The organism is Stenotrophomonas sp. YJH_SMC_20, assembly GCF_059367845.1.
Genome location: NZ_JCAFRG010000006.1, coordinates 247,846 through 272,821, shown reverse-complemented (window position 1 = coordinate 272,821; position 24,976 = coordinate 247,846). Strand labels below are relative to the sequence as shown.

The 24,976-nt window shown below is 66.6% G+C and carries 25 protein-coding genes and 2 riboswitches; of the genes, 14 read left to right on the top strand and 11 right to left on the bottom strand.

Annotated elements, in window-relative coordinates; genetic code table 11:
• Positions 1–165: 165 nt before the first annotated feature.
• From AC5P6A_RS13090 to AC5P6A_RS13070, 5 genes are all read right to left on the bottom strand, one after another.
• A complete protein-coding gene (locus AC5P6A_RS13090) occupies positions 166–2,688 on the bottom strand; it encodes a PepSY domain-containing protein (protein WP_180877919.1) in 2,523 nt (840 codons plus the stop codon).
• A 375-nt stretch (positions 2,689–3,063) separates the two neighbouring features.
• Complete coding sequence (locus tag AC5P6A_RS13085; protein ID WP_134735077.1) at positions 3,064–3,627, bottom strand: redoxin family protein; 564 nt, start codon at positions 3,625–3,627, stop codon at positions 3,064–3,066.
• A complete protein-coding gene (locus AC5P6A_RS13080) occupies positions 3,624–6,008 on the bottom strand; it encodes a protein-disulfide reductase DsbD family protein (RefSeq protein WP_134730080.1) in 2,385 nt (794 codons plus the stop codon). The genes AC5P6A_RS13085 and AC5P6A_RS13080 overlap by 4 nt, the downstream gene beginning before the upstream one ends.
• Entirely contained in the window at positions 6,005–6,343 is a 339-nt protein-coding gene (gene cutA, locus AC5P6A_RS13075) for a divalent-cation tolerance protein CutA (protein ID WP_010481118.1), read from the bottom strand. The genes AC5P6A_RS13080 and cutA overlap by 4 nt, the downstream gene beginning before the upstream one ends.
• A 68-nt stretch (positions 6,344–6,411) precedes the next feature.
• Entirely contained in the window at positions 6,412–8,202 is a 1,791-nt protein-coding gene (locus AC5P6A_RS13070) for an endonuclease (RefSeq protein WP_346715134.1), read from the bottom strand.
• Positions 8,203–8,514: 312 nt separating this feature from the next.
• Between AC5P6A_RS13070 and AC5P6A_RS13065 the strand changes: the two genes are divergently transcribed.
• Positions 8,515–8,802 carry a co-chaperone GroES gene (locus AC5P6A_RS13065; RefSeq protein ID WP_005411227.1) on the top strand — a complete coding sequence of 96 codons (288 nt, stop codon included), beginning with the start codon at positions 8,515–8,517 and terminating at the stop codon, positions 8,800–8,802.
• Between the two features lie 84 nt (positions 8,803–8,886).
• Positions 8,887–10,536 carry a chaperonin GroEL gene (gene groL / locus AC5P6A_RS13060; RefSeq protein WP_005411226.1) on the top strand — a complete coding sequence of 550 codons (1,650 nt, stop codon included), beginning with the start codon at positions 8,887–8,889 and terminating at the stop codon, positions 10,534–10,536.
• Positions 10,537–10,650: 114 nt separating this feature from the next.
• On the opposite strand, the gene AC5P6A_RS13055 is transcribed toward groL, so the two are convergent.
• The 3 genes from AC5P6A_RS13055 to AC5P6A_RS13045 form a co-directional block, all read right to left on the bottom strand.
• On the bottom strand, positions 10,651–10,917 hold the full coding sequence (locus AC5P6A_RS13055) for a hypothetical protein (protein WP_134730074.1): 267 nt from the start codon (positions 10,915–10,917) through the stop codon (positions 10,651–10,653).
• Positions 10,918–10,990: 73 nt separating this feature from the next.
• The gene (locus AC5P6A_RS13050; protein WP_134730072.1) at positions 10,991–12,154 is read right to left on the bottom strand and encodes a serine hydrolase domain-containing protein; all 1,164 of its coding nucleotides are present in this window, start codon (positions 12,152–12,154) and stop codon (positions 10,991–10,993) included.
• A 67-nt stretch (positions 12,155–12,221) separates the two neighbouring features.
• Positions 12,222–13,148 carry a pepsin/retropepsin-like aspartic protease family protein gene (locus AC5P6A_RS13045; RefSeq protein ID WP_495222323.1) on the bottom strand — a complete coding sequence of 309 codons (927 nt, stop codon included), beginning with the start codon at positions 13,146–13,148 and terminating at the stop codon, positions 12,222–12,224.
• A 106-nt stretch (positions 13,149–13,254) separates the two neighbouring features.
• Between AC5P6A_RS13045 and AC5P6A_RS13040 the strand changes: the two genes are divergently transcribed.
• The 8 genes from AC5P6A_RS13040 (at position 13,255) to AC5P6A_RS13005 (ending at position 19,845) form a co-directional block, all read left to right on the top strand.
• Positions 13,255–13,962, top strand: a complete 708-nt coding sequence (locus AC5P6A_RS13040) for a response regulator transcription factor (RefSeq protein WP_134730068.1) — start codon at positions 13,255–13,257, stop codon at positions 13,960–13,962.
• Between the two features lie 32 nt (positions 13,963–13,994).
• On the top strand, positions 13,995–15,293 hold the full coding sequence (locus tag AC5P6A_RS13035; protein WP_134735073.1) for a sensor histidine kinase: 1,299 nt from the start codon (positions 13,995–13,997) through the stop codon (positions 15,291–15,293).
• A gap of 72 nt (positions 15,294–15,365) precedes the next feature.
• Positions 15,366–15,866, top strand: coding sequence for a MarR family winged helix-turn-helix transcriptional regulator (locus tag AC5P6A_RS13030; protein WP_134730064.1), 501 nt, complete (start codon positions 15,366–15,368; stop codon positions 15,864–15,866).
• Positions 15,863–16,603: a DNA alkylation repair protein gene (locus AC5P6A_RS13025; RefSeq protein WP_134730062.1), complete on the top strand. Its 741-nt coding sequence runs from the start codon at positions 15,863–15,865 to the stop codon at positions 16,601–16,603. The genes AC5P6A_RS13030 and AC5P6A_RS13025 overlap by 4 nt, the downstream gene beginning before the upstream one ends.
• A gap of 55 nt (positions 16,604–16,658) precedes the next feature.
• Positions 16,659–16,997 (top strand): DUF6616 family protein, encoded by a 339-nt coding sequence (locus AC5P6A_RS13020; RefSeq protein WP_346715133.1) that lies wholly within the window; start codon positions 16,659–16,661, stop codon positions 16,995–16,997.
• Positions 16,998–17,102: 105 nt separating this feature from the next.
• Entirely contained in the window at positions 17,103–17,360 is a 258-nt protein-coding gene (locus AC5P6A_RS13015) for a hypothetical protein (RefSeq protein WP_346715132.1), read from the top strand.
• A gap of 294 nt (positions 17,361–17,654) precedes the next feature.
• Complete coding sequence (locus tag AC5P6A_RS13010) at positions 17,655–18,728, top strand: 3-deoxy-7-phosphoheptulonate synthase (protein WP_134730060.1); 1,074 nt, start codon at positions 17,655–17,657, stop codon at positions 18,726–18,728.
• Between the two features lie 268 nt (positions 18,729–18,996).
• On the top strand, positions 18,997–19,845 hold the full coding sequence (locus AC5P6A_RS13005; protein WP_346474634.1) for a hypothetical protein: 849 nt from the start codon (positions 18,997–18,999) through the stop codon (positions 19,843–19,845).
• 66 nt (positions 19,846–19,911) lie between these two features.
• On the opposite strand, the gene AC5P6A_RS13000 is transcribed toward AC5P6A_RS13005, so the two are convergent.
• Complete coding sequence (locus AC5P6A_RS13000) at positions 19,912–20,529, bottom strand: trimeric intracellular cation channel family protein (RefSeq protein ID WP_005411215.1); 618 nt, start codon at positions 20,527–20,529, stop codon at positions 19,912–19,914.
• Between the two features lie 82 nt (positions 20,530–20,611).
• A riboswitch (glycine riboswitch) is annotated at positions 20,612–20,717 on the bottom strand.
• A 13-nt stretch (positions 20,718–20,730) separates the two neighbouring features.
• Positions 20,731–20,820, bottom strand: a riboswitch (glycine riboswitch).
• Positions 20,821–20,860: 40 nt separating this feature from the next.
• Here AC5P6A_RS13000 and AC5P6A_RS12995 point away from each other — a divergent pair.
• Positions 20,861–21,136, top strand: a complete 276-nt coding sequence (locus tag AC5P6A_RS12995; protein WP_012481382.1) for a GIY-YIG nuclease family protein — start codon at positions 20,861–20,863, stop codon at positions 21,134–21,136.
• A 181-nt stretch (positions 21,137–21,317) separates the two neighbouring features.
• A complete protein-coding gene (locus AC5P6A_RS12990; RefSeq protein ID WP_180877927.1) occupies positions 21,318–21,770 on the top strand; it encodes a hypothetical protein in 453 nt (150 codons plus the stop codon).
• 81 nt (positions 21,771–21,851) lie between these two features.
• Here AC5P6A_RS12990 and AC5P6A_RS12985 read toward each other — a convergent pair whose 3' ends face one another.
• Positions 21,852–23,132: an FAD-dependent oxidoreductase gene (locus AC5P6A_RS12985; protein ID WP_180877928.1), complete on the bottom strand. Its 1,281-nt coding sequence runs from the start codon at positions 23,130–23,132 to the stop codon at positions 21,852–21,854.
• Between the two features lie 123 nt (positions 23,133–23,255).
• Between AC5P6A_RS12985 and AC5P6A_RS12980 the strand changes: the two genes are divergently transcribed.
• Positions 23,256–24,035, top strand: a complete 780-nt coding sequence (locus AC5P6A_RS12980) for an NYN domain-containing protein (protein WP_010481148.1) — start codon at positions 23,256–23,258, stop codon at positions 24,033–24,035.
• Positions 24,036–24,069: 34 nt separating this feature from the next.
• Here AC5P6A_RS12980 and AC5P6A_RS12975 read toward each other — a convergent pair whose 3' ends face one another.
• Complete coding sequence (locus AC5P6A_RS12975) at positions 24,070–24,261, bottom strand: hypothetical protein (protein ID WP_346715131.1); 192 nt, start codon at positions 24,259–24,261, stop codon at positions 24,070–24,072.
• A gap of 79 nt (positions 24,262–24,340) precedes the next feature.
• On the opposite strand from AC5P6A_RS12975, the gene AC5P6A_RS12970 reads away from it, so the two are divergent.
• Positions 24,341–24,961 (top strand): glutathione S-transferase N-terminal domain-containing protein, encoded by a 621-nt coding sequence (locus AC5P6A_RS12970; protein WP_180877929.1) that lies wholly within the window; start codon positions 24,341–24,343, stop codon positions 24,959–24,961.
• The last annotated feature ends 15 nt before the right edge of the window (positions 24,962–24,976 follow it).

Sequence of the window (24,976 nt, the reverse complement as noted above, 5' to 3'; positions counted from 1 at the left end):
TATCGACGTTAAGGTGCGGGATGGGGATCGCTCGGCTCGTCTGTCGGCTGCTATCCGCAGATATCATGTTGACGGTCCCTCCACCCTGGCTCCTACATACCGCGTAGGAGCCGGGAGGAACATACAAGCCCATGCTCGGCTCAGGCCAATGCGCGCTGGCAGGAATCAATACACGTCGCGGCGGTAGCGGCCGTTCTCCAGCAGTGTTTCCACCGCCTCATCACCGAGTGCTTCACGCAGCACCTGGTCCACGCCTTCGGCCATGCCCTGCAGCGAACCGCACACGTGGATGACCGCACCGCGCTGCATCCAGTCGCGCAGGGCATCGGCTGCTGCACGCAGGCGATCCTGCACATAGCCGCCCTTACCATCGCGCGAGAACGCCAGGTCCACCCGCGCGAGATGGCCATCGCCCTGCCACGCTTCGATCTCATCGGCGAACAGGAAGTCGTGCGCGCGCTGGCGTTCGCCGAACAGCAGCCAGTGCCCGTGCTCACCTGCATGCGCGGCTTCGCGCAGCAGGCTGCGCAGGCCCGCGATGCCGGTGCCATTGCCGATCAGCACCATTGGCGCACCGCCAACGCGATGGAAACCGGGGTTGCGGTGCACACGGGCCACGATGCTGGCACCGACAGGCGCATGCAGCGACAGCCAGCCCGAACCCAGGCCGGTGCGTCCGGTTTCGTCATGGACCAGCCGTACCACCAGTTCGACCGCACCGTCATCCGTACAGGATGCGATGGAGTACTCGCGCCCCGGCAGCAGTGGCAGCCCTGCCAGCCAGAGGCAGGCATCCTGCACCGACAGCGCAGCATCGGCATCGGGCAGCTCGCGCTCGCTGGCCAGCGCCAACAGCGTGCGCGGCTGGCCGTCAATCAGCAGCGGCTGCTGGGGATCCAGCCCATGTGCCTTCAGCACCGCAACGGCGTGCCGCGCGTTGTGGCGGGGCGCGATGTGCAGGATGTCGCCCGCCTGCCACTGCACATCGGCCGGTGGCGCAAGACGGATGTGCCAGATGGCGCCGCCCACGCCGCCTGGATTGAGGCGGTCACGGCCGAGCAGGCGCCACTCGTGCATCTGCGTCGCGGTCGGCAACACGCTGTCATCGGTGGCGATGCCGGTCAGCGCGCCGAGATGTTGCTGCCACTGGCGCAGCGCCGGTATCGCAGCGGCATCGACATCGATGCGCTCGAACAGCGCACGTGCCCCGTTGCCCAGCAGCCAGCCATCGAATTGGCGGCCAAAGCCGCAGTAATGCGGGTACTGGCGGTCACCCAGGGCGAGCAGGCCGAACTGCAGGCCCGACAGATCCGGCGCTTGTGCCAGCAGCCGTCGCGCAGCGCCCCGCGCCGCATCCGGAGGTTCGCCATCACCAAAGGTGCTCAGCACGAACAATGCCTGTGCGGTGCGTGCCAGCCGCGCGGCATCGACGCGGGCCAGCGGCAGAACCTGCACTGCATGGCCGGATGCTTGCAGCTGCGCGGCAGCGCGCCATGCGAGTTGTTCGCCCAGTCCGCTCTGGCTGGCATGCACCACCAGCCACGGCGTGCCATCGCCATCTGCAGGTGTTGCTGGTAGCGACTTGCGCAGCCCGCGCGCAGCGCGCTGGCTGCGGCGCCGGTCCAGGTACAGCAGCCAGCCAGTGATGAAGAACAGGCTCATGCCCAGGCTGCTGAGCATCACCACCACCCGCCCGGGCATGCCGAAGTAACTGCCCGAGTGCAATGCGAACACGCTGGTGGCCAGCTGTCCTCCGGTGCCCTGGCGCGCGTAGGGGCGTGAATCGAGGATGGCCCCGCTGGCCGGATCCAGCTGCAGCAGATCGTGCGCGCGGTCATGCCGCCCACCGCGCTGCGACGGGTCACCGGCCATCACGCGCACATTCAGTACCTGCCCCGGTTTCTCCGGCAGACGCAGGTCGATGTAGCCGGTGCGCACGCCGGGCAGCGCATACAGCGTGGCTTCGATGCGCTCCAGGTCCAGGGCGGCGTCGGCGGCGACCTTGTGTTTGGCGGCCGGTGCGACGCCCAGCAGGGTGTTGGCTGCGCTGCGGTACCAGTCGAAGGACCACCACAGGCCGGTCAGCGCACTCATCAGGTAGATCAACAGCACCCAGGTGCCGGCCACGGAGTGCAGGCTCCACAGGAAGCCGCGTCCACTGCGCTTCCACTCTACTGCCAGCCAGCTGCGCCAGTGCCACCAGCGTCGTGGCCAGCGCAGGTAGAGCCCGGACAAGGTGAAGAACACCAGGGCGATGGCGCAGCTGCCGGTGATCCATTTGCCGCGCTCACCGGCGGCAAGATGCCGATGCAGGTCCTCGACGAAGTCAAAGAGGGCCTGCCCGCGCAGGGCGCTGAAGCGCTCACCGCTGTAGGGGTCGAAGTACACCCAGTGTTCCTTGCCGCCAGCAAAGCGCGCCACCGACGGTCGCTGGCCGGTGGCATCCACGCGCAGGCGCTGCAGGGGGCGATCACCGCCGGCCTGCAGCAGCGTTGCCAGTTCGCTGAGTTCGAGCGGAAGCTGGCCATCAGCATGGTGTTCAGCGATCTCGGCGAAGCCGGGGTTGGCTGCTCGCAGCAGCTCATCCTCAAAGGACAGCACGGCGCCGCTGAGGCCCATCACGGCCAGTACGGCGCCGGCGGTGATGCCCAGCAGCCAGTGCAGTTGGAACAGGACGTTCTTGAACATCGAAGGAGGGGGCCCCGAAGGCTGCCGCCCGCATCCTGCGCAACAGCAAATGAGAATTAATCGCGGAATTCTCCGTGGCGGACGGGCTACGGTCAAGGAGGGTTTTGTTGCAGGGCTTTGCAGCCCTGCACCCGCTACAAGCCGGAGCAACGTCAACGTCAAAAGCTGGCTTTCCGTGGGTTGGCGGGGTGGGTCCGGTTGAGGGGGACGCTGCAAGTACGTCCATGTAAGCTCGGTCGCCGCATCCATGCGGCTCACGCCCCCTCAACCGGACCCACCCCGCCATCCCACGGAAAGCCCGCTTTGGCTTTGGCTCTGGCCGTTGCCGTTGCATTGAGCAGGGTGCAGGGCTGCAAGCCCTGCAAAAAAACACCCTCACTTCACCCAGTTGTCGATCTCGCCGTGGGCGAACGGCCCCAGCTTCGCCTTCACCAGCCGCCCCTGTGCATCGAACAGCACGCTGTAGGGCAGCAGGCCCTGTGTATTGCCCAGCTGCACGCTGGCATCGCGCGGCCCCGGGGTCTCGATCACGATCGGGTAATCCACCGGTACCCGCTGCAGGAAACGGCGCACGTCCTCCGGCGTATCCAGCGCCAGTCCCAGCACCTGCACACCGTGCTCGCCCTGGACATGTGCGAAACGCGCCAGTTCGGGCATTTCTTCAACGCAGGGCGCGCACCAGCTGGCCCAGACATTGATCAACAGCGGGCGACCGCCAGCGTGCTGGCGCAGGTCCAGCGGCCGGCCTTCAAGATCCGGCAGCGACAGTGTGGGCAGGCTGTCGCCGACCTGCAGGGTGGGTGCGGCAGCCGCCACAGCAGGCGCTCCCGGCACGGCCTCAGGCGCCACCGGCGCCGGTGTCAATCGATGGCCGGCCCACAGGCCAAGGCCGGCGGCCAGCACCGCTGTCCACAGCAGCGCTGGCCGTTGCCACTTCATCGTGCGGTGCGCAGCAGCGCTTCCTCCACCACCGCCTGGGTCAGCAGGGTCGGCAGCACGGTCGGCGGCGCGCCGGGGCCGTACACCACGTACAGTGGCACGCCCACGGCCTTGTGCTCTTCCAGGAACGTGGTGATCTGCGGGTCGACATTGGTGTAGTCGCCGCGCATGTACACCGCGTTGGTGCGCTTGAGCAGTTCCTTGAATTCCGGCCGCGACAGCACGGCGCGCTCGTTGGCCTTGCAGCTTACGCACCAGTCGGCGGTCATGTTGACGAACACCACCCGGTTGTCGGCGCGCAGGCGGTCCAGCAACTGCGGTGAATACTCGACCACGTTGTCGCTGGCGGCCTGTGCGGCCCGCGCCGGCGGTGCGAGCTGGGTCACACCCCAGGCCGGCACCAGCGCGCCGATCGCCAGCAGTACGCCCAGCAGTGTCACCGCACGCGAGCCGGTCCAGCGGTTGCGCTCGAACAGCCACAGGCCGAACGCCAGCAGCAGCAGGCCACCCAGCACCAGCGCCATGCCATCCACGCCACGCTGCTTGCCCAGCACCCACAGCAGCCACAGCGCGGTGGCATACATCGGGAAGGCCAGCACGTGCTTGAGCGTTTCCATCCACGGGCCCGGCTTGGGCAGGCGGCGTGCGAGCGCCGGCACGAAGCCGATCAGCAGGAACGGCAGCGCCAGGCCCAGGCCGAGGAACAGGAACACGGTCATCGCCTTCAGCGGCGGGGCAATGAACGCGTAGGCGATCGCGCCACCCATGAACGGGCCGACGCAGGCACTGCCGACCACGCAGGCCAGCGCACCGGTGAAGAAGTCACCGGCCGGGCCGCTGCGGCTGGCCAGCGACTGGCCCAGATTGCCGATGCCGCCGCCCAGGGTGAACACGCCGGACAGGCTCAGGCCTACCGCGAACATGATGTAGGCCAGCGCCGCCACCACACCCGGGTGCTGCAGCTGGAAGCCGATGCCGACGGCATTGCCGATCGCGCGCAGGCCGACCATCAACGCGCCGATCACGGCGAACGCGACCAGCACGCCCAGCGTGTACCAGAGCGCGTGGCTGCGCGCGCGCTGCGCGCTTTCGCCGCTCTGCGCCAGGCTCAGCACCTTCAGCGAGAGGATCGGCAGCACGCAGGGCATCAGGTTCAGTACCAGGCCACCGGCCAGCGCCAGCAGCAGGACCCAGACGAACGAACGATCAGGATTCGGCGTCGTCACCGGCGGACGCGTGCGCAGCGCATTGTCGCCCTGTGCATCGATGGCGAATTCACTGCTGGCGGTGGCGCCACCTGCGGCGGCCGGTGCCGCTGCATCCGTGTTGGGCACGGTTGGCAGCAGGCGCAGCGGGGCGCCGTTGGCGGCTTCGCGCGGTGCGCCGTTGGCAGCAGGCAGCGGGTTGATCACGTCATTGCGCGCTGGCGCCTGGTCGGCGCTGGCGCTGACCTTGCCGGCCGGAATCGACAGCTTCACCCGGCGGGTCATCGGCGGGTAGCAGATGCCATCGGTCTGGCAGCCCTGGAAGGTCACCACCAGGGTGCTGTCGACGGCATCAGTGACAGCGCGGCGCAGCGGCAGCGGCACTTCCACCTGGTTGAAGTAGACCGAGACATCGCCGAAGTGCTCGTCGCGATGCGATTGCGCGGCTGGCCAGCGCGGCTTGCCGGCCAGCACGCCGGCGCTGCCTTCCAGCTTCAGCGAGGTGCGGTCGCGATACAGGTAATAGCCGGGCGCTGGGCTGAAGCGCAGCAGCAGGGTGTTGCCGTCGCTGGCGATGGCATCGAAGCCGAACGCCTGTTCCGACGGCAGCGGCAGGGCCTGGCTGTTGTTGGCCGCGCCCGGCAGGCGCAGGCCACCGCTGTTGCCGGCACCGGCCAGCGGGTTGTTGAACGGGCTGGCCGCACCGGCACGCGCGGCAGGCACCGCCGCCGCCGCACCGGCGCCCGGCAGGGTGACCTGCACCACGCGCTTCTGCGGCGGGTAGCAGACACCGGCATCGGCGCAGCCCTGATAACGCACTTCCAGGCTGATGGTGCCGGCAGCGTCGGTCGGCGTGCCGGGCAGGGTGGCCAGCAGGCGCTCGCGATAGGTCTCGACCTCGCCGAAGAAATCGTCGTGGTGCTTGTCGCCCTTGGGCATCTGCAGCGCGCCGGCATTGAAGGCCGGGTCGGCTTTGACGCTGGTACGGTGGCGATACAGGTAATAGCCTGGCGCGATCTTGAACTGCAACTGCACCTGGCCACGTTCGGGGGCAGTGGCGGTCAATGCGAACGCCTGGTCCACCGGCAGCAGGTCTTTCTCATCCAGGGCGAACGCGGGCAGCGAAAGGCACAACAGGGCGCACAAGGCAGCGCCACGCGCAAACAGAGTCTTCAATCAGTGTCCTCCCGGGTCTGTGCCCGGATCCAATCCAGATACGCCGGCAGGCCGGCCCGGGTTTCGACCGCGATGCACTCCGGGAGTTCATACGGATGCAGTTCGACGATCCGGGCGATTGCGTCATCGACGCGGCTCGCGGTGGTCTTCACCAGCAGTTGCAGCTCCGCGTCGGTGGTCACCTCGCCCTGCCAGCGGTAGGTCGACTGTGCGCCGTCGAGGCGGGTCACGCACGCCGCCAGGCGCTCGCCTACCAGCGCGTGCGCGATGCGCTCGGCACTGGCCCGGTCCGGGCAGGTGGTCAACAGCAGCAGGACGGGATCGACGGTCGACATGACCGTCGAGTATAGGGCCGCCGCCGGGTCAGGGCCCGGCGGCGGCAGTGGACCGCAGCGTTGCGCGGTCAGTTGGCCAGCTGGCAGGTGGCTGGCTTGGCCGAGGTGAACAGGGCCGGGGTCGCCCACTCGGGGTGGTCGATGAACGGGTTGCGATTGCCCTGGAAGCTGTAGACCACGTCATTGCGGGCACGCTCGGCATCATCCGGCGGATCGGACAGGTGCCAGTCGATCAGCGTCGACAGCAGGCCCATGTAGGCCGGCGAACTGCTGGTCTTGACGATCCTGCTGCGGTCGTCGGTCAGCTCCAGGTCCGGCTCGGACTGACCGGTGGCCGCATCCTTGCCCCCCTCATAGCGGATCGCCATGTACATCACCGCGCGCGCCATGTCGCCCTTGCGCTTGCCCCACACCTCGAACGTGCCGGTGTTGCCGTCCGGCGTGCGCACCCAGTTGGAGTTGCCCGGATAGCCACCACTGCCGCCGCCCTGCCCATTGTTGGCTTCGGTGGCACGCTCACCGCAGCTGGCATCGCACTTGGCGAACGGCTTGTTGCCGCGGTCGGCGTTCCACTGCGCGTCGGTGAGGTACAGCATGTGGGTATCGGTGTACGGCGCGTAGGGCAGGCCCTTGTCACCGGTGGTGGTGGCAAAGCCCAGCGAGTTCGGCCAGGTGTGCTCGCGGTTGTAGGTCAGGCCGCTGCCGGTGCCCGCACGATCACTGACCTTGGCGTAGCTGCGGTTGCGGTAGGCATCGAGGATGCGGTTCGGGTTGTTCGGATCCTCGTCGGCGATTTCCAGGATGGTCCAGGTGCTGGTGCCCGAGCCGCTGTACGGGTAGGCGGTGTGGCCCTTGATGGTGGCGTGCAGCGAGCAGCGCAGCTGGCTGGGGCTGCTGGTGTTGACCCTGGAGTAGTAGCCGGCCGGCACGCCCGGGTTGCCCGGGTCCGGATTGCCGCCGGTGCTGGCCACGGTGAAGGCGATGCGGCTGTCGGCGGCCGGGTGCGCGCCCAGCAGGTCGGTGATGCGCGCGGCGCGGATGTCGAAGCGGCAGGCTTCACCGGCCACCAGCGCGGTGTTGGTGGACAGCTTCACGCTGCGGCCGCTCGCCGGGAAGGTCAGCGGCACGCTGCCGGAGGTGCCGCAGCTCAGCGCGAACGCGCCGCTGGCCAGGTTCACGGTTTCGCTGAACACCACTTCCAGATCGGCCGCAGCCGGGAAGGTGCTGCTGCCCTGCGCCGGGGTGGTGGTGGACACCGACGGCGGCGTGTTCGGGCCTGGCGTGCCACCGCCGCTGAAAGTCTGGCCGTTGTTGCAGCTGCCGAAGGTCTGGCCGGCCGATTCGGCCCAGGTGAAGTGGGTGTACTGGCTGCCGCTGCCGGTCAGCTGCAACGAGGTGCCCGGCGCGGTGCTGTTGGTCTCGGCTACCGGGATGTTCTGGCTGGTCATGCCGGCGGCAGGGCCACCGGAGGCGGTGATGGCGCCCTCATAGCTGAGGAACTGGACCACTTTGCCACTGGCATCGACCAGGGCGATGCCGTCGGTCGGGCCGTTCTGGATCCCGTTGGTCGGGTAACTGACCACGGCGATGGTGGCGCTGCCGCAGCCGGCGGCGGTGCCGGCCGGGACCGGGTTGTTGGCATAGACGGTGGCGGCGGACGGATTGCTGCCGTTGTAGAGGTACAGGCGGTAGCCGGACAGGTCCTCACCGGCAGTGGCTACGACCTCGATCGCTTCGCCGACGTCACCGGCGGCGGTGCTGTCGTCGTAGTGCAGTTCGTTGATGAAGACCTCGGCCTGGGCCGGCGCAGCGGCCAGCGCCAGCAGGCAGGCAGCGGCAAGCGGGGACAGCAATCGCATCGACTCCTCCTTGTGATTGGGAATGCCGGACCGAGCCTAAGGCCGATCCAGTGACACTTTGTCGTAAATGAACGTCAGATGTCTGACAGTGCGACGCTTGTCACCGAAATTGATCTGGACCGAAGCCCTGGCCGAGGCGCGCGGGTGGAAAAATTTTTTTCATTCCGCCCTTGAAAGGGGGCGGCGGGGCTCCATCTCTGCCCTGCTCCCGACGTTGTCGGGTTTCTTCACGTGCGGTTCTGGCACTCGCCTGGGGCGAGTGCTAACATCGCCGGACTTTTTTAGACCAATCAATCACTTAAGAGGTCTCCTATGAGCATCAAGCCGCTGCACGACCGCGTTGTGGTCAAGCCGATCGAAGCCGACGAAATCTCCGCCGGTGGCATCGTCATCCCCGACTCGGCCAAGGAAAAGTCCACCAAGGGTGAGGTCGTGGCCGTCGGCCCGGGCAAGCCGCTGGACAACGGCAACGTGCGCGCGCCGTCGCTGAAGGTCGGCGACAAGGTCATCTACGGCCAGTACGCCGGCAGCTCGTACAAGAGCGAAGGCGTCGAATACAAGGTCCTGCGCGAGGACGACGTGCTCGCCGTCATCGGCTGAGCCCCGGCGCGACCTGTTCCATCCCCTGATTCCAACACCCAGCCGCCGGGCATGGCCCGGCGCTACCAGATGAGGTAACTGCACATGGCTGCCAAGGATATCCGTTTCGGTGAAGATGCCCGTTCGCGCATGGTGCGCGGCGTGAACGTTCTCGCCAATGCCGTCAAGGCCACCCTGGGCCCGAAGGGCCGCAACGTCGTGCTGGAAAAGAGCTTCGGCGCCCCGACCATCACCAAGGACGGCGTCTCCGTCGCCAAGGAAATCGAACTGGCTGACAAGTTCGAGAACATGGGCGCGCAGATGGTGAAGGAAGTTGCTTCGCGCACCAACGACGATGCCGGCGACGGCACCACCACCGCCACCGTGCTGGCCCAGGCCCTGATCCGCGAAGGCGCCAAGGCCGTTGCCGCCGGCATGAACCCGATGGACCTCAAGCGCGGTATCGACAAGGCCGTTTCGGCTGCCGTCGCCGAGCTGAAGAACATCTCCAAGCCGACCGCCGACGACAAGGCGATTGCCCAGGTCGGTACCATCTCGGCCAACTCGGACGAGTCGATCGGCCAGATCATCGCTGACGCGATGAAGGAAGTCGGCAAGGAAGGCGTCATCACCGTTGAAGAAGGCTCGGGCCTGGACAACGAGCTGGACGTGGTCAAGGGCATGCAGTTCGACCGCGGCTACCTGTCGCCGTACTTCATCAACAACCAGCAGTCGCAGACCGCTGACCTGGATGATCCGTTCATCCTGCTGCACGACAAGAAGATCTCCAACGTCCGTGACCTGCTGCCGGTGCTGGAAGGCGTCGCCAAGGCCGGCAAGCCGCTGCTGATCGTCGCTGAAGAAGTCGAAGGCGAAGCGCTGGCGACCCTGGTGGTCAACACCATCCGTGGCATCGTCAAGGTCGTGGCCGTCAAGGCCCCGGGCTTCGGCGACCGTCGCAAGGCGATGCTGGAAGACATGGCCGTGCTGACCGGCGGCACCGTGATCTCCGAAGAAGTCGGCCTGTCGCTGGAAAAGGCCACCATCAAGGACCTGGGCCGCGCCAAGAAGGTGCAGGTCTCCAAGGAGAACACCACCATCATCGACGGCGTCGGCGACAAGGCCAACGTTGATGCACGCGTGGCGCAGATCAAGACCCAGATCCAGGACACCTCCTCGGATTACGATCGCGAGAAGCTGCAGGAACGCGTGGCCAAGCTGGCCGGCGGTGTTGCCGTGATCAAGGTCGGCGCCTCGACCGAAATCGAAATGAAGGAAAAGAAGGACCGCGTCGACGACGCCCTGCACGCTACCCGTGCAGCCGTTGAAGAAGGCGTGGTCCCGGGCGGCGGCGTTGCCCTGGTCCGCGCGATCACCGCGCTGGCCGGCCTGAAGGGTGCCAACGAAGACCAGAACCACGGCATCCAGATTGCCCTGCGTGCGATGGAAGCCCCGCTGCGCGAGATCGTGGCCAACGCTGGCGACGAGCCGTCGGTCATCATCAACAAGGTCAAGGAAGGCACCGGCAGCTTCGGCTACAACGCGGCCACCGGCGAGTTCGGCGACATGCTGCAGTTCGGCATCCTGGACCCGACCAAGGTGACCCGTTCGGCGCTGCAGAACGCGGCCTCGATCGCCGGCCTGATGATCACCACCGAAGCCATGGTGGCCGAAGCTCCGAAGAAGGACGAGCCGGCCATGGGCGGCGCCGGTGGCATGGGCGGCATGGGTGGCATGGGCGGCATGGACTTCTAAGTCCTCGCTGTCACCCCGCAATGAAAAACCCCGCCGGAAGGCGGGGTTTTTTTGTGGCCGGTCGGAATCAAAGTAGATCCACGCCATGCGTGGATGCCGCTCCCAGGCGGGAATCTACGCGCGGTCCTCGCGCCGCTGCAGCCACAGGTGGGCCGCCAGCAGGGCCAGCGCACCTCCCGCGATCATGCCCTGTACCCACGGCAGCTCCGTGATCGGCGCAAGCAGCAGGCCCGCCGCCATGCCGATCAGACTGGCGCCGGCTCCCACCCGCTGACGTCGCTGCCGATGTGCCGCCTGGCGATGGCGTGCAGCGATGCACAGACGTCGTGCACCCGGCTGCAACACCGCTTCGGCAATGGCATCGATCTCTGGGCGCTTCATCCTGTCTCCTGCATTGCGTCCGTGTCTGCATGCTGCACGACTGCGGGACCTGTGTGCAACGGTAACGCTTCGATCATCTGACAAACGCCTTCGCCGCGCCGTACTCCCACTGCCACGGCACGCCGGTGTCGCCCAGCACGAACGCCACCAAGGCCGGGAAGGCCGCCTCTGCCCGCACATCGTTGCCCAGGATCACCACGCAGCGCTGGTGCTGCTCCATGCATACCAGCGTATTGCCCACCGCATCGTCGTGGCCGCCCTTGTAGAAGCCTGCGCCCTGCGGGCCGAGAAACGTCACCACGCCCAGGCCAGCCGCCAGGTCCTTGCGCTGCTGCGCCTTCGGCAGCTCCGGCTGCAGGGTGGGGAACTGGCTGGCGGTGGTGATCTGCAGCTGCGGCCGCACCAGCTCCCTGCGCATCGCCGCTGACAATCCATCGCCGCGCACGTAGCCAGCGGCGAAACGGGCCATATCGGCGATGGTGGTATCCATCGAACCAGCCGCACGCACGCGGCTGCGTTCATCGTGCGGCTCTGTATTGCCTTCGGCGGTCCAGCCATCGGCCAGGTTGCCGGCGAAATCCGCGCGCCACAGCATGCTGGTGCGCGCCATGCCGAAGCGATCGAACACGCGCTGCTGCATCAACGCACCCACATCCTCGCCCAGCCGCCCGCGTTCGATCACGAACTGCAACAGGATCAGTCCTTCTCCGGAATACCCATATCGACTACCCGGATCGAAGTGGAACTTCAGGCGCCCATCGGGCTCCAGAAAGCCGAAGTTGGCAAAGCCACTGGAATGGTTGAGCAGCAGGCGTGGGGTGAGCTGGCGCCAGCGGGCATCTCCGGCCAGCACACTGTAGTCGGCGTACTTCTTCGGTTCCGGTGGATAGTCCGGCAGCGGTTTGTCCAGGGCGGTAGCGATGCTGGCATCCAGATCGATCCGCGCGTCCTGCGCCAGCTGTGCGACCAGATGGCCGAAAGCCATCTTGGTCAGTGACGCAGCGTACATCACGGTGTCGGTGCGCAGCGGCTCGCCTGCGGCGTTGCGTTCACCGTAGGCGGCCACATGCACCACCTTGCCGCCATCGATCACCGCCAGCGCCATGCCGCGCGCGTGGGCCGCCTGCATCAGCCGCTGTGCTTCGGCATCGATGCGAGTGGGCGAGGGCACGGGTGGCGGCGCGGCCAGTACCGCCAGCGGGAGCAGCGTCAGCAACATCAGGGTGGCACGGCACATGCGTGGAACTCCTGGTGGGGCGCACGGCGATGCTACGCCAAGCTGCCGCTGGCGTCATTGCCAGATGTCAACTGGCTGGCCGGCGCAGGCAGATCCGGGCCGCGCCGGCACCGATGTCCACCTGGCCGCCGCGCATTGCATCCGCACCAAGGATCAGCGCCGGCCGACCCTCCAGGCCGATCGCCTTGAACACTGGCAGTTCGCTGATGCGGACCTCCATCGACGGGTGCTGCCAGCCGCCGCCGGTCATGCCGGGCAGGGTGTACAGCCAGGTTGCCTGCTTTCCGCCGCCCAGGCCTTCGGTGCCCTTTTCACGCACCCGCACCCGCGCGTCGCTGCCGTCGGTGCGCAGCCCCAGTGCGCGGGCTGCTTCGGCGTTGAGGACGGTCTGCGCGGCACCGGTGTCGACCACGGCGATGGCGTCCACCGCAGGCGCGCCCAGTGCAAGCGTGATGAAGCCGAACTGGCGCAGGCCGTCAGTGCGGCCGGGCAGCGCATTGGGCTGGCAACCCGGTCCTTCCAGGTTCAATCCACCGGGTGTCCACAGCGCCAGTTGATTGGGGCCGAAATCCCAACGGGTGTCCCAGCGTCCGGTCAGATCGTTGCCGATCAAGCCGTCAATGGCCGGATCATCCTCCTTCGGCAACGACGACAGATCGACCTTCATGGCTTGGGCCTGCAGCTGCCAACTGCCCAGCTGCCAGGACGTGCTGCGTATGCGCTGCAGCCGCGCGGACGCTGCACTGGCCCCTCGGGCCTGTGATACCTCTGCATCCGCATCCTCCAGACCATAGCGTCGCACGACGCGGTCATCGACCAGAGTGGCGCCTGCCGCGCTGTCGACCACGAAGCGCAGCGGTTCGGCACGCCCGTCCAGCGACACGGCCACGGCCGGATGACCGCCCTGCATCCACATCGGCAGGATGTGTTCGGGGGGATCGGACGCCAGCGCAGGCAGCGGGGCAGCAAGCAGGAAGAATGGGATGAGGCGCAAGGGAAGTCTCCGCAGTGATCATGGGTGACCATTGGCGCGCAGCGGCGTATCGCGGGAATATCGGCGTTGATACCGTCCTGATACAGACCTGCCTGATACTGCCCGCATGACGACTCCCGCCCGTGTCATCGTTGTCGATGACGACGCCAGCATCCGTGATGCCATCGCCGATTGCCTGCTGCTGCACGGCTACCAGGTGCGAGTGGCTGCCGACGCAGCGGCGCTGGATGTGCTGCTGCAGGTCGAACGTCCGGACCTGATCGTGCTCGACTGGATGATGCCCGGTGAGGATGGCCTGTCGGTATGCCGCCGGTTGCAGGCGCGGGCCATCCCGATCCTGATGCTGTCGGCGCTGGGCAGCGCACCGGACAGGGTGATCGGACTGGAGATGGGCGCGGACGACTATCTGGCCAAACCGTTCGATCCGCGCGAGCTGCTGGCGCGGGTACGTGCGCTGCTGCGCCGGCAGGACAAGCTGCGCGCGCAGGTCGCCAGTGAACTGCGCTTTTCTGGTTGGCGGTTGCTGCCGGAACAACGTCGCCTGCTGGCCCCGGATGGCAACGAGCTGGTGCTCAGCCGTGGTGAATTCAGCTTGTTGCTGGCGCTGGCCGAACGCCCCGGGCGGGTGCTGGGGCGCGAGCAGCTGCTGCAGCTGAGCCGTGGCGAGCCCAGTGACAGCGTCGACCGCGCGGTCGACCTGGCGATCAGCCGCCTGCGCCGCAAGCTCGGGCAGGCTTCACCCGGTGCGGAATCGCTGGTGCAGACATCGCGTGGCGAAGGCTATCGCTTCGACGCCGAGGTACAGCTGCTGTGAGCAGCCGGTGGCCGACCGCGCGTTGGATCACGATGCTGGCCCTGGCCAGCCTGCTGCTGGCGACACTGGTCAGCGTGGCCGTGGTTGGCTGGATGCCTCGGCCCGCGCCGCCACCGATGCAGTTGGACCAGGCCGTGCAGGTGCTGCGAGGGGAACAGGCCGCGGCACCACTGGGCCTGCATCTGGCGACGCAGGATGCGCCACCACAGGGCAGTGCCAGTGACTGGCTCACCCAGTTGGCGGCGCTGCAGATGGGTTTGCCGGTGGAGGATGTTCGGCTGGTATGGAGCGGACAGGGCAAGGCGCCTGATGTGCAGGTCATCGAAAGCGGCGCCCTGCTCGACGCCACGGCGCGGGCCGGGGTACTGAAGGCGCAGGCTGCCGTGCTGACCGCGATGCAATGGCCACCATTTGAACTGGGCGTGCGCCAGGCCGATGGCCGATGGCAGGTGGTCGGCAGCGATCACAGTGATCTGGCAGCTTGGCGGCGACAGGTGATACTGGCGCTGCTGGGCGGTGCCGTGTTGTTGGCGCCGCTGGCGGCGTGGGCATCGATCCGGCTGGGGCGCCCATTACGACGCTTGGCCGATGCCAGTGCACGTGTGGACCTGCAGGCCGAAACGCCCCTGCCGGATGATGGCCCTCGCGAGGTACAGATGCTGGCCGCCGCGATCGGCACCGGTCGAGAGCGCCTGCGTGCGCAGGCACAGGACATGACCCATATGCTGGCTGCAGTGGCGCATGACCTGCGCACACCATTGACCGGCCTGCGCCTGCGCGCCGAGTTCGCGCCCACACCACAGGCGGCCCGGATGGTGGCGGACATCGAGCGCATGGACACGATGATCGAGCAGGTGCTCGACTACGCACGCGGTGAACTGCAGCCGTTGCAGATGCGCCCGCTGGATCTGGCCGCGCTGCTGGAGGAGTGCGTGCAGGCAGCGTTGCTGCGCGGTGTAGAGATCTCCATCCAGGGGCCGGACAGTCTGCCCTGGCACGGCGACGCGCTGCTGCTTCGGCGTGCGTTCGACAACCTTATCGACAACGCCGATCGCTATGCCGGGGCGGTGGAGCTGCGGGTTGCCGTGGTTGAGCGAGGGGTCCAGCTGGAGGTGATGGATCGCGGCCCAGGTATCGCCGAGGGCGACCGAGTACGCCTGCTGCAGCCCTTCCAGCGCAGCGAGAGCTCGCGCAGTCGCGCCACGGGTGGGACCGGGCTGGGCTTGGCGGTCGCCGCCAATGTGGCGCGGCGGCATGCGGGCGAACTGCAGCTTCTGCACCGGGAGGGAGGTGGACTGATCGCGCGCGTGCTGCTGGGAAGGCTCCCCTGATATCGGCTGTGGTTTACAGGCTGCGGCTATTTGGCCGTATGATTAGGCGCCTAACAATATCGCGTGCATGAGATGATCGAAGCCAAGCACCATGCCCTGATGGATGAAGCACAGCGACGCGGCCATGCCAGCACCGCGCAGCTGCGCCTGTGCTTCCAGCTGCTCTCGTTGTCCTCGTCGATCGATCGCGACTGCGCTACCCGGCTGGCACCGCACGGGCTCAGCGAGGGTCGCTTCATCGTGCTGTTCCTGCTGCATGGGGCCGGCGGCACGTTGCCGCCCCACGTGCTGGCCGAGCGCGCAGGCGTGACCCGCGCCACCATCAGTGGCCTGCTCGATGGCCTGCAGCGTGAAGGACTGCTGCAGCGTCGCAGCGATGCCGAAGATGGCCGTCGCCTGCAGATCGTATTGACCGCACCGGGAATACGCTTGGCCGAGACCTTGTTCGACCAGCACACGCAGTGGATCGGTGGGCTGTTCAACGGCCTGGATGCTGATGAACAGCAGCAGCTGTCGCAGCTGCTGCACAAGATCTGGCAGCACACGGATGCCGGGCGGGAATCCGCAGCATGAGTACGTCAATTCCTGCGGAACGTCGGCAAGCACTCAACACCGGCCGCGTCGCCGCCACCCATCTGGCCGAATGCCTGGCAGTGGATTTCGCCGCGCTGCTGCAGGTGGTAGCGCCTGCGCTTGCACCGGAAGCGCTGCAACGCATGCAGGATGCTTCAGGCAAGGGCATCACACTGCGCATGGCCTTGGCTGCGCAACTGCTGCGTGAGGCGGGGCAGGGCGATCCCGTGCAATGGCAGGACCATGCGTCCGACACCGTGCGCGGCTGGGCCTGCTACCTGATCGGCAGCGATGCCCGCGCGACGTTGGCAGAGAAGCTGCAGCAGATGCGCACGCTGGCCGACGATCCACACTTCGGTGTGCGCGAATGGGCGTGGCTGGCGCTACGCACGGACATCGTTGCCGCGCCGATGCAGGCGCTTGAGTACCTGCAACCGTGGACACAGGAAACTTCGCCGTACCTGCGCCGCTTCGCCTGCGAAGCACTGCGTCCGCGCGGTGTCTGGGCCACACATATCGCGCTGTTCAAGCAGCACCCTGAACATGCATTGCCGATGCTGGAAGCACTGGCTGACGACCCGGAACGCTACGTGCAGGATTCGGTCGGCAACTGGCTCAATGATGCCGGCAAGACTCAGCCGAAGTGGCTGCGCGTGCTGTGCACGCGTTGGCAGCACGAGCGCCACAGCGACGCCAACGCCTACATCCGCAAACGCGCACTGCGCTCGCTCCGGTAGTGCCGGATGCTGGCCGACAACCCCGCAACCCCGTCAACCTCAAGGAAGAACCACCATGTCGCACACCTTCATCGAGCTCTATACCGCCACGCCGGCCTGGACCACAATGCCGCCCGAGCAGCGGAATGCCTTCTTCGCCCGTATTAGCGCCGGCATGCAGCAGTTCGATCCAGCCCGCATCAGGCCGCTGGCCAAGGGCCGCATCGCTACCGACGTGCCGCATGGCAGCGGCGAGCAGTTCTATGCGGTCTGGCACTGCGCCAGCCGCGAAGCGGCCGACACGCTGGTGGCCGGGATCGCCGCCACCGGCTGGCATGATTACTTCACCACCACCCATGCCATCGGTGAGATGAACAGCATGGGCCAGCATCTGGCCGACCTGGCCGCGCTCTAGTGGTACGGCGGCGGCCTGCGATCCCCGCCATGGGCGGCACATGCGCCTGTCACCGATACACGGTAAACAGTGCGTTGCCCATGTCCATCCGCAGGGACGTTGATCATGCAGAGCAAGCTCGAGGTCACGCTGTTCGGTCCGCTTGGCGAGTGCCCGGCATTGCAGTTGCCGGGGCTGGAGGGGCCGTCGGTGGCCATCCCGGAATCGGCCCTGCGTCGATTGGTCTCCGACCTCTACACCGCACGCTCCCTGCTCAACCCCGAGCAGCTGGACGAGGCCCGGCAGGAGCTGGATCGGGTGCTGGAGCGCTGGGCCGATATCCACGAAGGCCTGCTGCTGGACGTGGAAGTGCATGGCAGATGAGCGACGTTGCACGGCGACCACCGCGTGGGCTGCGCGGGCGGGCGCATCGCTGAACCGCGCCCCAGTTGCGGATGAAACATTTTGCACTGCGCAAAAGCTGTGCTATCAATAGATCCCATGAACGCAGCCGCTACCCGTTTTTACTGGTATTACTTTCCGAAGCCACTGGCGGAGGAAGGACTGCGCTCACCCTGAAGAAAGCTTCAGACGCATTCCCGAAAGCCGCCAGCGAACCTGGCGGCTTTTTTCATGCCGCCGCGCTGGGGACCCCCAACGTTCCGGAGATCTCCTGCAATGCCCCCGCACACCGACGACCTGCGTATCCGCACCATCGAACCGCTGACACCGCCTGCCCAGCTGCTGGCGATGCTGCCGTGTGACGATGAAGCCTCCGGCACCGTCAGCGCCTCGCGCGCGGCGCTGCACCAGATCCTGCACGGCCGTGACGACCGCCTGGCGGTGGTGGTGGGCCCGTGCTCGATCCACGACCCGAACGCCGCCATCGAGTACGCCCAGCGCCTGAAGCCACTGCGCGACGCGCTGGCAGGCGAGCTGGAAATCGTCATGCGCGTGTACTTCGAGAAGCCACGCACCACGGTGGGCTGGAAGGGCCTGATCAATGACCCGGACCTGGATGGCAGCTTCAGGATCGACAAGGGCCTGCGCATCGCCCGTGGCCTGCTGCGCGACATCAACAAGCTTGGCCTGCCGGCGGGTGTTGAATTCCTCGACGTGATCTCACCGCAGTACATCGCCGATCTGGTGGCGTGGGGCGCGATCGGTGCGCGTACCACCGAAAGCCAGGTGCACCGTGAGCTGGCCTCGGGACTGTCGTGCCCGGTCGGCTTCAAGAACGGCACCGATGGCAACGTGAAGATCGCCGCCGACGCGGTGGGTGCGGCTTCCAATCCGCATCACTTCCTGTCGGTCACCAAGCAGGGCGGCACTGCCATCGTGTCGACCACCGGCAACCCTGATTGCCATGTGATCCTGCGTGGGGGCAAGCAGCCGAACTACGACGCAGCCAGTGTTGCCGACGCCTGCCAGGCGCTGGCCAAGGCCAAGCTGCCGGCGCGCCTGATGATCGATGCCAGCCATGCCAACAGCCTGAAGAACCCGGAGAACCAGCCGAAGGTGATCGAGGACATTGCTGTTCAGCTGGAAGACGGCGAACAGCGCATCGTGGGCGTGATGATCGAGAGCCATCTGGTCGGGGGCCGCCAGGAACTGGTGGAAGGCCAGCCGCTGGTCTACGGCCAGAGCATCACCGATGGCTGCATCGACTGGGACACCACCGTGACGGTGCTGGAGCGACTGGCCGCGGCCGTGCGCGCCCGTCGCGACGTAAAGGTGTCCGAAGCCGCTTGAGTGCGGCACGTGTGTGGATGGCGGCCAGCGCCTGCGGGGGTGCGGCCGCGATCAGGGCCGGTCGGAGTTGGAGACCGGCCCATCTGCACCGGCGATGCGCCTGGCGCTGCGCATGAGCGACAGCGCCAGGTACATCGCCGGGGTGGTGTGAGACCCACGCCATGCGTGGATATCAGCGAGCCACACGGCAGGATTTCGGAAGAGTTGTATGGAGTCCTCCTGCGATTTCGGCCGAAGATGGGGTTCCTCGCCTGACTGGACCCCGCCGATGCGTGTTTTCCCGGATGACAACTTTCTGGATTCAGCTTGTCGGTCGATTTCCGGTGAAGCTGCCAAGGCGCTCGTGAGCTTGAAAGGCGGGCGAATCGCTGAAGATGCCGTATCTGTCATCGAAGACTGGTTTGAGCCGTCCCTCGAGAAGGCGCGCCTGCTGGCGGATCTTGATGAAAGAATCAGGATCCACAGCAGCGAAGGGGACGAGGGGCTGCTGCGGCCTGCGCTGAAGGCCCGGGCGGTGATCGCGGCATCTCCCGAGCCCGCGCCCGATGACTACGAGCCTTCATTCAAAGTAGTGCCTGCGACAACGCTAGGTGGCGACTGGAAATCCGACTGCGAGACCGACTGCGTGATTGTCGATGGTGATCTGATCGCAGACGGCACGCTGATACTGAACGATCTGAGCGAGACGCTCTGCGTGATCGTACTGGGGAGCCTCAGGGCCCGGAATCTCGACTGTGGTGGTTGGGTGTTCGTGCGTGATGAGCTGGAATGCGATCATCTGTACGCGTGCTCACTCAATGATGGGATTCTGTCCGTAGGTGGCAACATCACTGTTCAGACCTTCCTCGAGACCGGCACCTACACACAAGTGGCGGGGCACCTGACCGCTAGCTACCTCGGCAGCACCCACAACTCCATTGACGTGGAGGGCAAAGTGAACTGCCCGGGCTTCGATAGGCGATCTGATAGCGACTACTTGTGCCAATGGATTGATCCTGCGCTGCTGGAAGTCGACGATTCCGGCGCCGATTGGGGATGCGGACCCCAACGGTATCCGTCGGCTGACTATCCAGAGCGGATACGCGCGGGGGGCAGCCCCATGAAGTTCATGCTCTAGATCCACGCCATGCGTGGATACCGCTCTTCTGTAGCGCCGGGCCATGCCCGGCGAACACGCCATCGTTCAATGCACTTCGTCGTGATAGACGAACTTCGGCATTTCCCAGCGGTAGTGGATCGCCAGCAGGCGCAGCGCGAAGCCGCCGCCGAGGCAGCACAGGATTGCGGTGGCATCGGCCACGCCCCAGTGCAGCAGCAACAGGTAGGCCGCGCCGGTCAGCAGCGCGATGATCGCGTACAGCTCCTTCTGGAAGATGAGTGGTACCTCGTTGCAGAGGATGTCGCGCAGCACGCCGCCGAACGCGCCGGTCAGCATGCCGGCAATCAGCACGATGGGCATGGCATGGCCGGCCTCGCGCGCGATCGAGCAGCCGATCAGGGTGAAGGCGATCAGGCCCAGGCCGTCGAGTACCAGGAAGGTGCGGCGGAAGTGGTGCATCCAACGTGCGACCCAGGTGGCGATCAGCGCCGCGCATACGGTGAAGCCCAGGTACTCGGGATGCTTCACCCAGCCCAGCGGATAGTGGCCGAGCAGGATGTCGCGCAGTGATCCGCCGCCGAGGGCGGTGACGCAGGCGATCATGACCACACCGAACAGGTCCATGCGGCGGCGGCCTGCGGACAGTGCGCCAGTCATGGCCTCGGCGGAAATGGCAATCAGGTAGATGATGGACAGCAGCATGGGACAGGCTCCGGGCGCGGTGGGGCCGGCCATGCGCGACTACCGCCAGCGCCTGCGCAATGACGGGATGACGATGACCGGTGCCGCTCCCGCTGTCCTTTTGCCTGAGAGTTCAGCGACATGGGCCGCGTGCCCCTTCGGCGGATCGTCCCGGGCGTGCCCGGTGACCTCTCTCCAGCTCGGCGAGTCGAATGCATGGTTGGTGGGATTCCAGCCCACCGGCCTGAGCGATCATGGGAGCCTGCGCCTTCGGCGGGCGCCAGCGCGGCGCCTCTCTCCTGCATTCGGGCGCCAGTATATCCGCTGCAGTGCAGCACGGCATAATCCAGGCATGGCCCCGTCCCTCCGCCCCTGGTTCCTGTACCTGCTCGAATGCCGGGATGGCAGCTATTACGCCGGCATCAGCACCGACGTGGACGCGCGTTTCGCTGCCCACCAGGCCGGCAAGGGCGCGCGCTACACCCGGGCGCGGCCACCGCTGCGCGTGCTGGCCGTGCGCGAGTACCCGGACCGGGCCGCCGCGTCACGGGCCGAATGGCAGCTCAAGCAGCAGCCGCGCGAACGCAAGCTGGCCTGGCTGCAGGCCCCGGATCCTGCGCTTCTGTAGAGCCGAGCCCACGCTCGGCTCCGGTTTCTGTAGATTCACGCCATGCGTGGATGGGCTGCCGGGCCATGCGATGATCGCTCCGCGCCAAGCGCTGGAGACCCGGATGTCCACCTTTGCTTTTCAGCACGACCGTCGGTCATTGTCGTCGCTGTGGTACCCGAAACCGAAGGCGCCGTGAACGATGCGCGCCGCCGGCAAAGCATGGATCTCCGTCGTCGTGCTGGTCGCCGGCATCGCGCTGTTGCCTGGCCTGCTGTACCTGCTCGGGCTGGCATTGGCAGGCGGTCGGCCGAAGCCGGCCGACCGTGTGCCCAGTGGTGTGGCTGCGTGCAGCAGTGAGCCACGGGCGGGATACCACGCGATGAACCCCTGGCGCTTCACCGCCCAGTTCTTCGACAAGGACGTGATGAAGAAGGTGCCTGAAGTTGAGCGTGAGGCCTTCTGGATTGCCCGGCGCCACCTGTGGCGGCAACCGCAGCGCGGCATGCTGCGCTGGCATCTCAGTGGTACCGCATTGACGATCTGGATCACCCGGCATTGGAGTACCTCGCAGATTGCCGACACCGCGAGGAAGGAGGACTTCTGCCGGACCGGGTCGAAACAGTGGGTGTCCGGTGGCCCGATGAACCGGTAGATCCGACGCCATGCGTGGAGGGTGTTGACGGGGTCAGAGTCCTTTCCTGCGGAAAGGGATCCGACCCCGCTGCGTGCAGCCCTACCGCTTCGGCCGCCGGTCGTCCTGGCCATCACCGAAGATGATGCGCGCGCTGCGCTGGTAGCTCCAGTACGCCACGGCCCAGTTCAGCAGCACCACGATGCGGTTGCGGAAGCCGATCAGGAAGAACACGTGCGCGGCCAGCCAGAACCACCAGGCCAGCACGCCGGAAAGCTGCAGCCGGCCCAGGTGCACGATCGCGGCCATGCGGCCGATGGTGGCCAGGTTGCCGTAGTCGGCGTACTTGAACGGGCCGGGCTCGGGCTTGCCGTGCAGGCGCGCGCGGATCACCTCGGCCACGTATTTGCCCATCTGCTTGGCGGCCGGTGCCACCCCGGGTACCGGCTTGCCGTCGGCCTGGCTCAGTGCGGCCAGGTCGCCGGCCACGAACAGCTCCGGGTGATCGGGCAGGGTCAGGTCCGGTTGCACCGGCACGCGGCCCGCGCGGTCCAGCGGCACCTCCAGCGTGCGCGCCAGCGGTGAAGCGGCCACACCGGCGGCCCACACCACCGTGCGTGCCGGCACGAACTGATCGCCGAGCCTGAAGCCCTGGCTGTCGATGTCGCTCACCGGGGTGCCGGTCAGCACTTCCACGCCCAGCTTTTCCAGCTGCCGGCGCGCCTTCAGCGAAAGCACTTCCGGGAACGAGGACAGCACGCGCGGCCCGGCCTCGATCAGCCGCACTTTCGCACTGGCCGGATCAATGTGGCGGAATTCGTTGCGCAGCGTGTGGCGCGCGATCTCGGCCAGCGTGCCGGCCAGTTCGACGCCGGTGGGACCACCACCGACGACGGCGAAACTCAGCCACGCCGCCTTCTTTGCCGGGTCCGGTTCGGCCTCGGCACGCTCGAACGCCAGCAGCAGCTTGCGGCGCAGCGCGATGGCATCGTCCAGCGTCTTCAGGCCGGGCGCATCATCGGCCCATTGGTCGTTGCCGAAGTAGGCGTGGGTGGCACCGGTGGCCAGCAGCAGGCTGTCGTAGTCCAGCGTGCTGCCATCGGCCATGCGGATCTGCCGCGCCTGCTTGTCGATGGTCACCACTTCGCCCAGCCGCACTTCCACATTGCGCTGGTGGCCGAGGATGTGGCGCAGCGGTGCGGCGATATCCGGTGCGGACAGGCCGGCGGTGGCCACCTGGTACAGCAGCGGCTGGAACAGGTGATGGTTGCGGCGGTCGACCAGGGTGATGCGTATGCGCTCGCGGGCCAGGGCACGGGTGGCCCAGAGACCGGCAAAACCGCCGCCGACAACGACCAGGTGGGGAACGCGCTCGCGACTCATCGACTCACTCCAGTGGGGGCATCGGGGGAAGCGCCTGGCATCTTCGCACGGCGGCCACCTGTCACGTCAGCGCCTGCCCGGATCGGCGATACTCGGGTTCAGGCAACGGCCCGTGAGGAGCCCATGAGCGAACCGGAAAAGCGCATCGCCCTGTTGATCGACGCCGACAATGCGCCGGCCTCGAAGATCGACGAGGTCCTGGCGGAAGTCGCCCGCTACGGCGTGGCCAACGTGCGCCGCGCCTATGGCAACTGGAAGAGCCCGCGGTTGAAGGGCTGGGAAGCGGTGCTGCACGAATATGCGATCCGCCCGATCCAGCAGTTTGCCTACAGCAAGGGCAAGAATGCCTCGGACATGGCGATGGTGATCGATGCCATGGACCTGCTCTACGCACGCAACCTTGATGGCTTCGCCATCGTCTCCAGCGATGCCGATTTCACTCCGATGGTGATGCGTCTGCTGACCGATGGCGTGAAGGTGTACGGCTTCGGCGAGAAGAAAACGCCCGAGCCGTTCGTCAACGCGTGCTCGAAATTCACCTACCTGGAAGCACTGGGCCAGACCCATGCCAGCGTGCCGGATACCGAACAGGCTTCCAGCGAACAGGCCTCGAACGAGCCTGTGGCCAACGACGATGCCCGGCCACGCAAGAGCGGTGCGGAAATGCGCAGTGACACCCGGCTGGTGAAGATGCTGCGCCGCGCGGTGTCCTCGGCCGAGGGCGAGGACGGCTGGTCGCATCTGGGGCCGGTTGGCAGCCAGATCGGCAACCAGGCCTCGTTCGATCCGCGCAACTATGGTTACGGGAAGTTGAGTGACCTGTTGGCGGCGATCGGCCTGTTCGAACTGAAGAAGGACGGCAAGTCGTCCTACGTGCGCGCGCTGCCGAAGAAAAACCGGTAGTGCTGGCCGCTGGCCGGCACATCACCCAAACGAATCAGATCACCCGTGCTTCCGAATTCGCATAGCCGTCGGCGAACCCGGTGGCGAAATCCTCAATGCCGTTGAAGGCCAGCAGCAACAGGCCCGCACACAGCAGCAGATTGCGATTGGAGCGGCGGTAGCCCAGCACCAGCATCCCCAGCCCTGCTGCCAGCAGAATGTAGTTCAAAGCATCCCATGCAGTCACGTCGTCTCTCCCTGTGGATGGGCGTATCGTAGCGTTTCCGCGCCACCGTGGCGCACTGCTGCAGGCAAGGAAATCCGCAATGTTGAAGATCTGGGGCCGCCGCAATTCCAGTAACGTCCGCAAGGTGCTGTGGTGCGCCGAGGAGATCGGCCTGCCGTATGAATCCATCGAAGTCGGTGGCAGCCACGGCGGCACGCAGACGCCGGAGTACCAGACGATGAATCCCAATAGCCTGGTGCCGGTGATCGAAGACCATGGCCTGCCGCTGTGGGAATCGAACGCCATCGTGCGCTATCTGAGCGCACGCTACGCATTGGGCACGCTGTACGCCGAAGACCCGATGGAGCGTGCCCAGGCCGAGAAGTGGATGGACTGGAGCACCTCGCGGATGGCGCCGCTGTACAGCGACCTGATCTGGGGCATCATGCGCACCGCCCCGGCCGACCGGGACGAATCGCGGATCAATGCCGCGATCGTGCGCGCCGGCGATTACCTGGCGATGGCCGATGCCACGCTGGCCAAACAGCCGTGGCTGTCGGGCGACAAGTTCGCGATGGGTGACATTCCGCTGGGCTCGCTGATCTACGCCTGGTACGAGCTGCCGATCCAGCGGCCGGAACTGCCGCACCTGGCCGAGTGGTACGCCCGCCTGCGCGAGCGGCCGGCCTACCAGCGCGGCGTGATGTCGCCGCTGACGTAAGCACTGCCCGGTGCT

Excerpts from the sequence above, each read along its gene's own strand:
- AC5P6A_RS13090 (WP_180877919.1), bottom strand. The coding sequence starts at position 2,688 with ATGTTCAAGAACGTCCTGTTCCAACTGCACTGGCTGCTGGGCATCACC.
- AC5P6A_RS13085 (WP_134735077.1), bottom strand. The coding sequence starts at position 3,627 with ATGAAGTGGCAACGGCCAGCGCTGCTGTGGACAGCGGTGCTGGCCGCC.
- cutA (WP_010481118.1), bottom strand. The coding sequence starts at position 6,343 with ATGTCGACCGTCGATCCCGTCCTGCTGCTGTTGACCACCTGCCCGGAC.
- AC5P6A_RS13070 (WP_346715134.1), bottom strand. The coding sequence starts at position 8,202 with ATGCGATTGCTGTCCCCGCTTGCCGCTGCCTGCCTGCTGGCGCTGGCC.
- AC5P6A_RS13065 (WP_005411227.1), top strand. The coding sequence starts at position 8,515 with ATGAGCATCAAGCCGCTGCACGACCGCGTTGTGGTCAAGCCGATCGAA.
- groL (WP_005411226.1), top strand. The coding sequence starts at position 8,887 with ATGGCTGCCAAGGATATCCGTTTCGGTGAAGATGCCCGTTCGCGCATG.
- AC5P6A_RS13055 (WP_134730074.1), bottom strand. The coding sequence starts at position 10,917 with ATGAAGCGCCCAGAGATCGATGCCATTGCCGAAGCGGTGTTGCAGCCG.
- AC5P6A_RS13050 (WP_134730072.1), bottom strand. The coding sequence starts at position 12,154 with ATGTGCCGTGCCACCCTGATGTTGCTGACGCTGCTCCCGCTGGCGGTA.
- AC5P6A_RS13040 (WP_134730068.1), top strand. The coding sequence starts at position 13,255 with ATGACGACTCCCGCCCGTGTCATCGTTGTCGATGACGACGCCAGCATC.
- AC5P6A_RS13035 (WP_134735073.1), top strand. The coding sequence starts at position 13,995 with ATGCTGGCCCTGGCCAGCCTGCTGCTGGCGACACTGGTCAGCGTGGCC.
- AC5P6A_RS13030 (WP_134730064.1), top strand. The coding sequence starts at position 15,366 with ATGATCGAAGCCAAGCACCATGCCCTGATGGATGAAGCACAGCGACGC.
- AC5P6A_RS13025 (WP_134730062.1), top strand. The coding sequence starts at position 15,863 with ATGAGTACGTCAATTCCTGCGGAACGTCGGCAAGCACTCAACACCGGC.
- AC5P6A_RS13020 (WP_346715133.1), top strand. The coding sequence starts at position 16,659 with ATGTCGCACACCTTCATCGAGCTCTATACCGCCACGCCGGCCTGGACC.
- AC5P6A_RS13015 (WP_346715132.1), top strand. The coding sequence starts at position 17,103 with ATGCAGAGCAAGCTCGAGGTCACGCTGTTCGGTCCGCTTGGCGAGTGC.
- AC5P6A_RS13010 (WP_134730060.1), top strand. The coding sequence starts at position 17,655 with ATGCCCCCGCACACCGACGACCTGCGTATCCGCACCATCGAACCGCTG.
- AC5P6A_RS13005 (WP_346474634.1), top strand. The coding sequence starts at position 18,997 with ATGCGTGTTTTCCCGGATGACAACTTTCTGGATTCAGCTTGTCGGTCG.
- AC5P6A_RS13000 (WP_005411215.1), bottom strand. The coding sequence starts at position 20,529 with ATGCTGCTGTCCATCATCTACCTGATTGCCATTTCCGCCGAGGCCATG.
- AC5P6A_RS12995 (WP_012481382.1), top strand. The coding sequence starts at position 20,861 with ATGGCCCCGTCCCTCCGCCCCTGGTTCCTGTACCTGCTCGAATGCCGG.
- AC5P6A_RS12990 (WP_180877927.1), top strand. The coding sequence starts at position 21,318 with ATGCGCGCCGCCGGCAAAGCATGGATCTCCGTCGTCGTGCTGGTCGCC.
- AC5P6A_RS12985 (WP_180877928.1), bottom strand. The coding sequence starts at position 23,132 with ATGAGTCGCGAGCGCGTTCCCCACCTGGTCGTTGTCGGCGGCGGTTTT.
- AC5P6A_RS12980 (WP_010481148.1), top strand. The coding sequence starts at position 23,256 with ATGAGCGAACCGGAAAAGCGCATCGCCCTGTTGATCGACGCCGACAAT.
- AC5P6A_RS12970 (WP_180877929.1), top strand. The coding sequence starts at position 24,341 with ATGTTGAAGATCTGGGGCCGCCGCAATTCCAGTAACGTCCGCAAGGTG.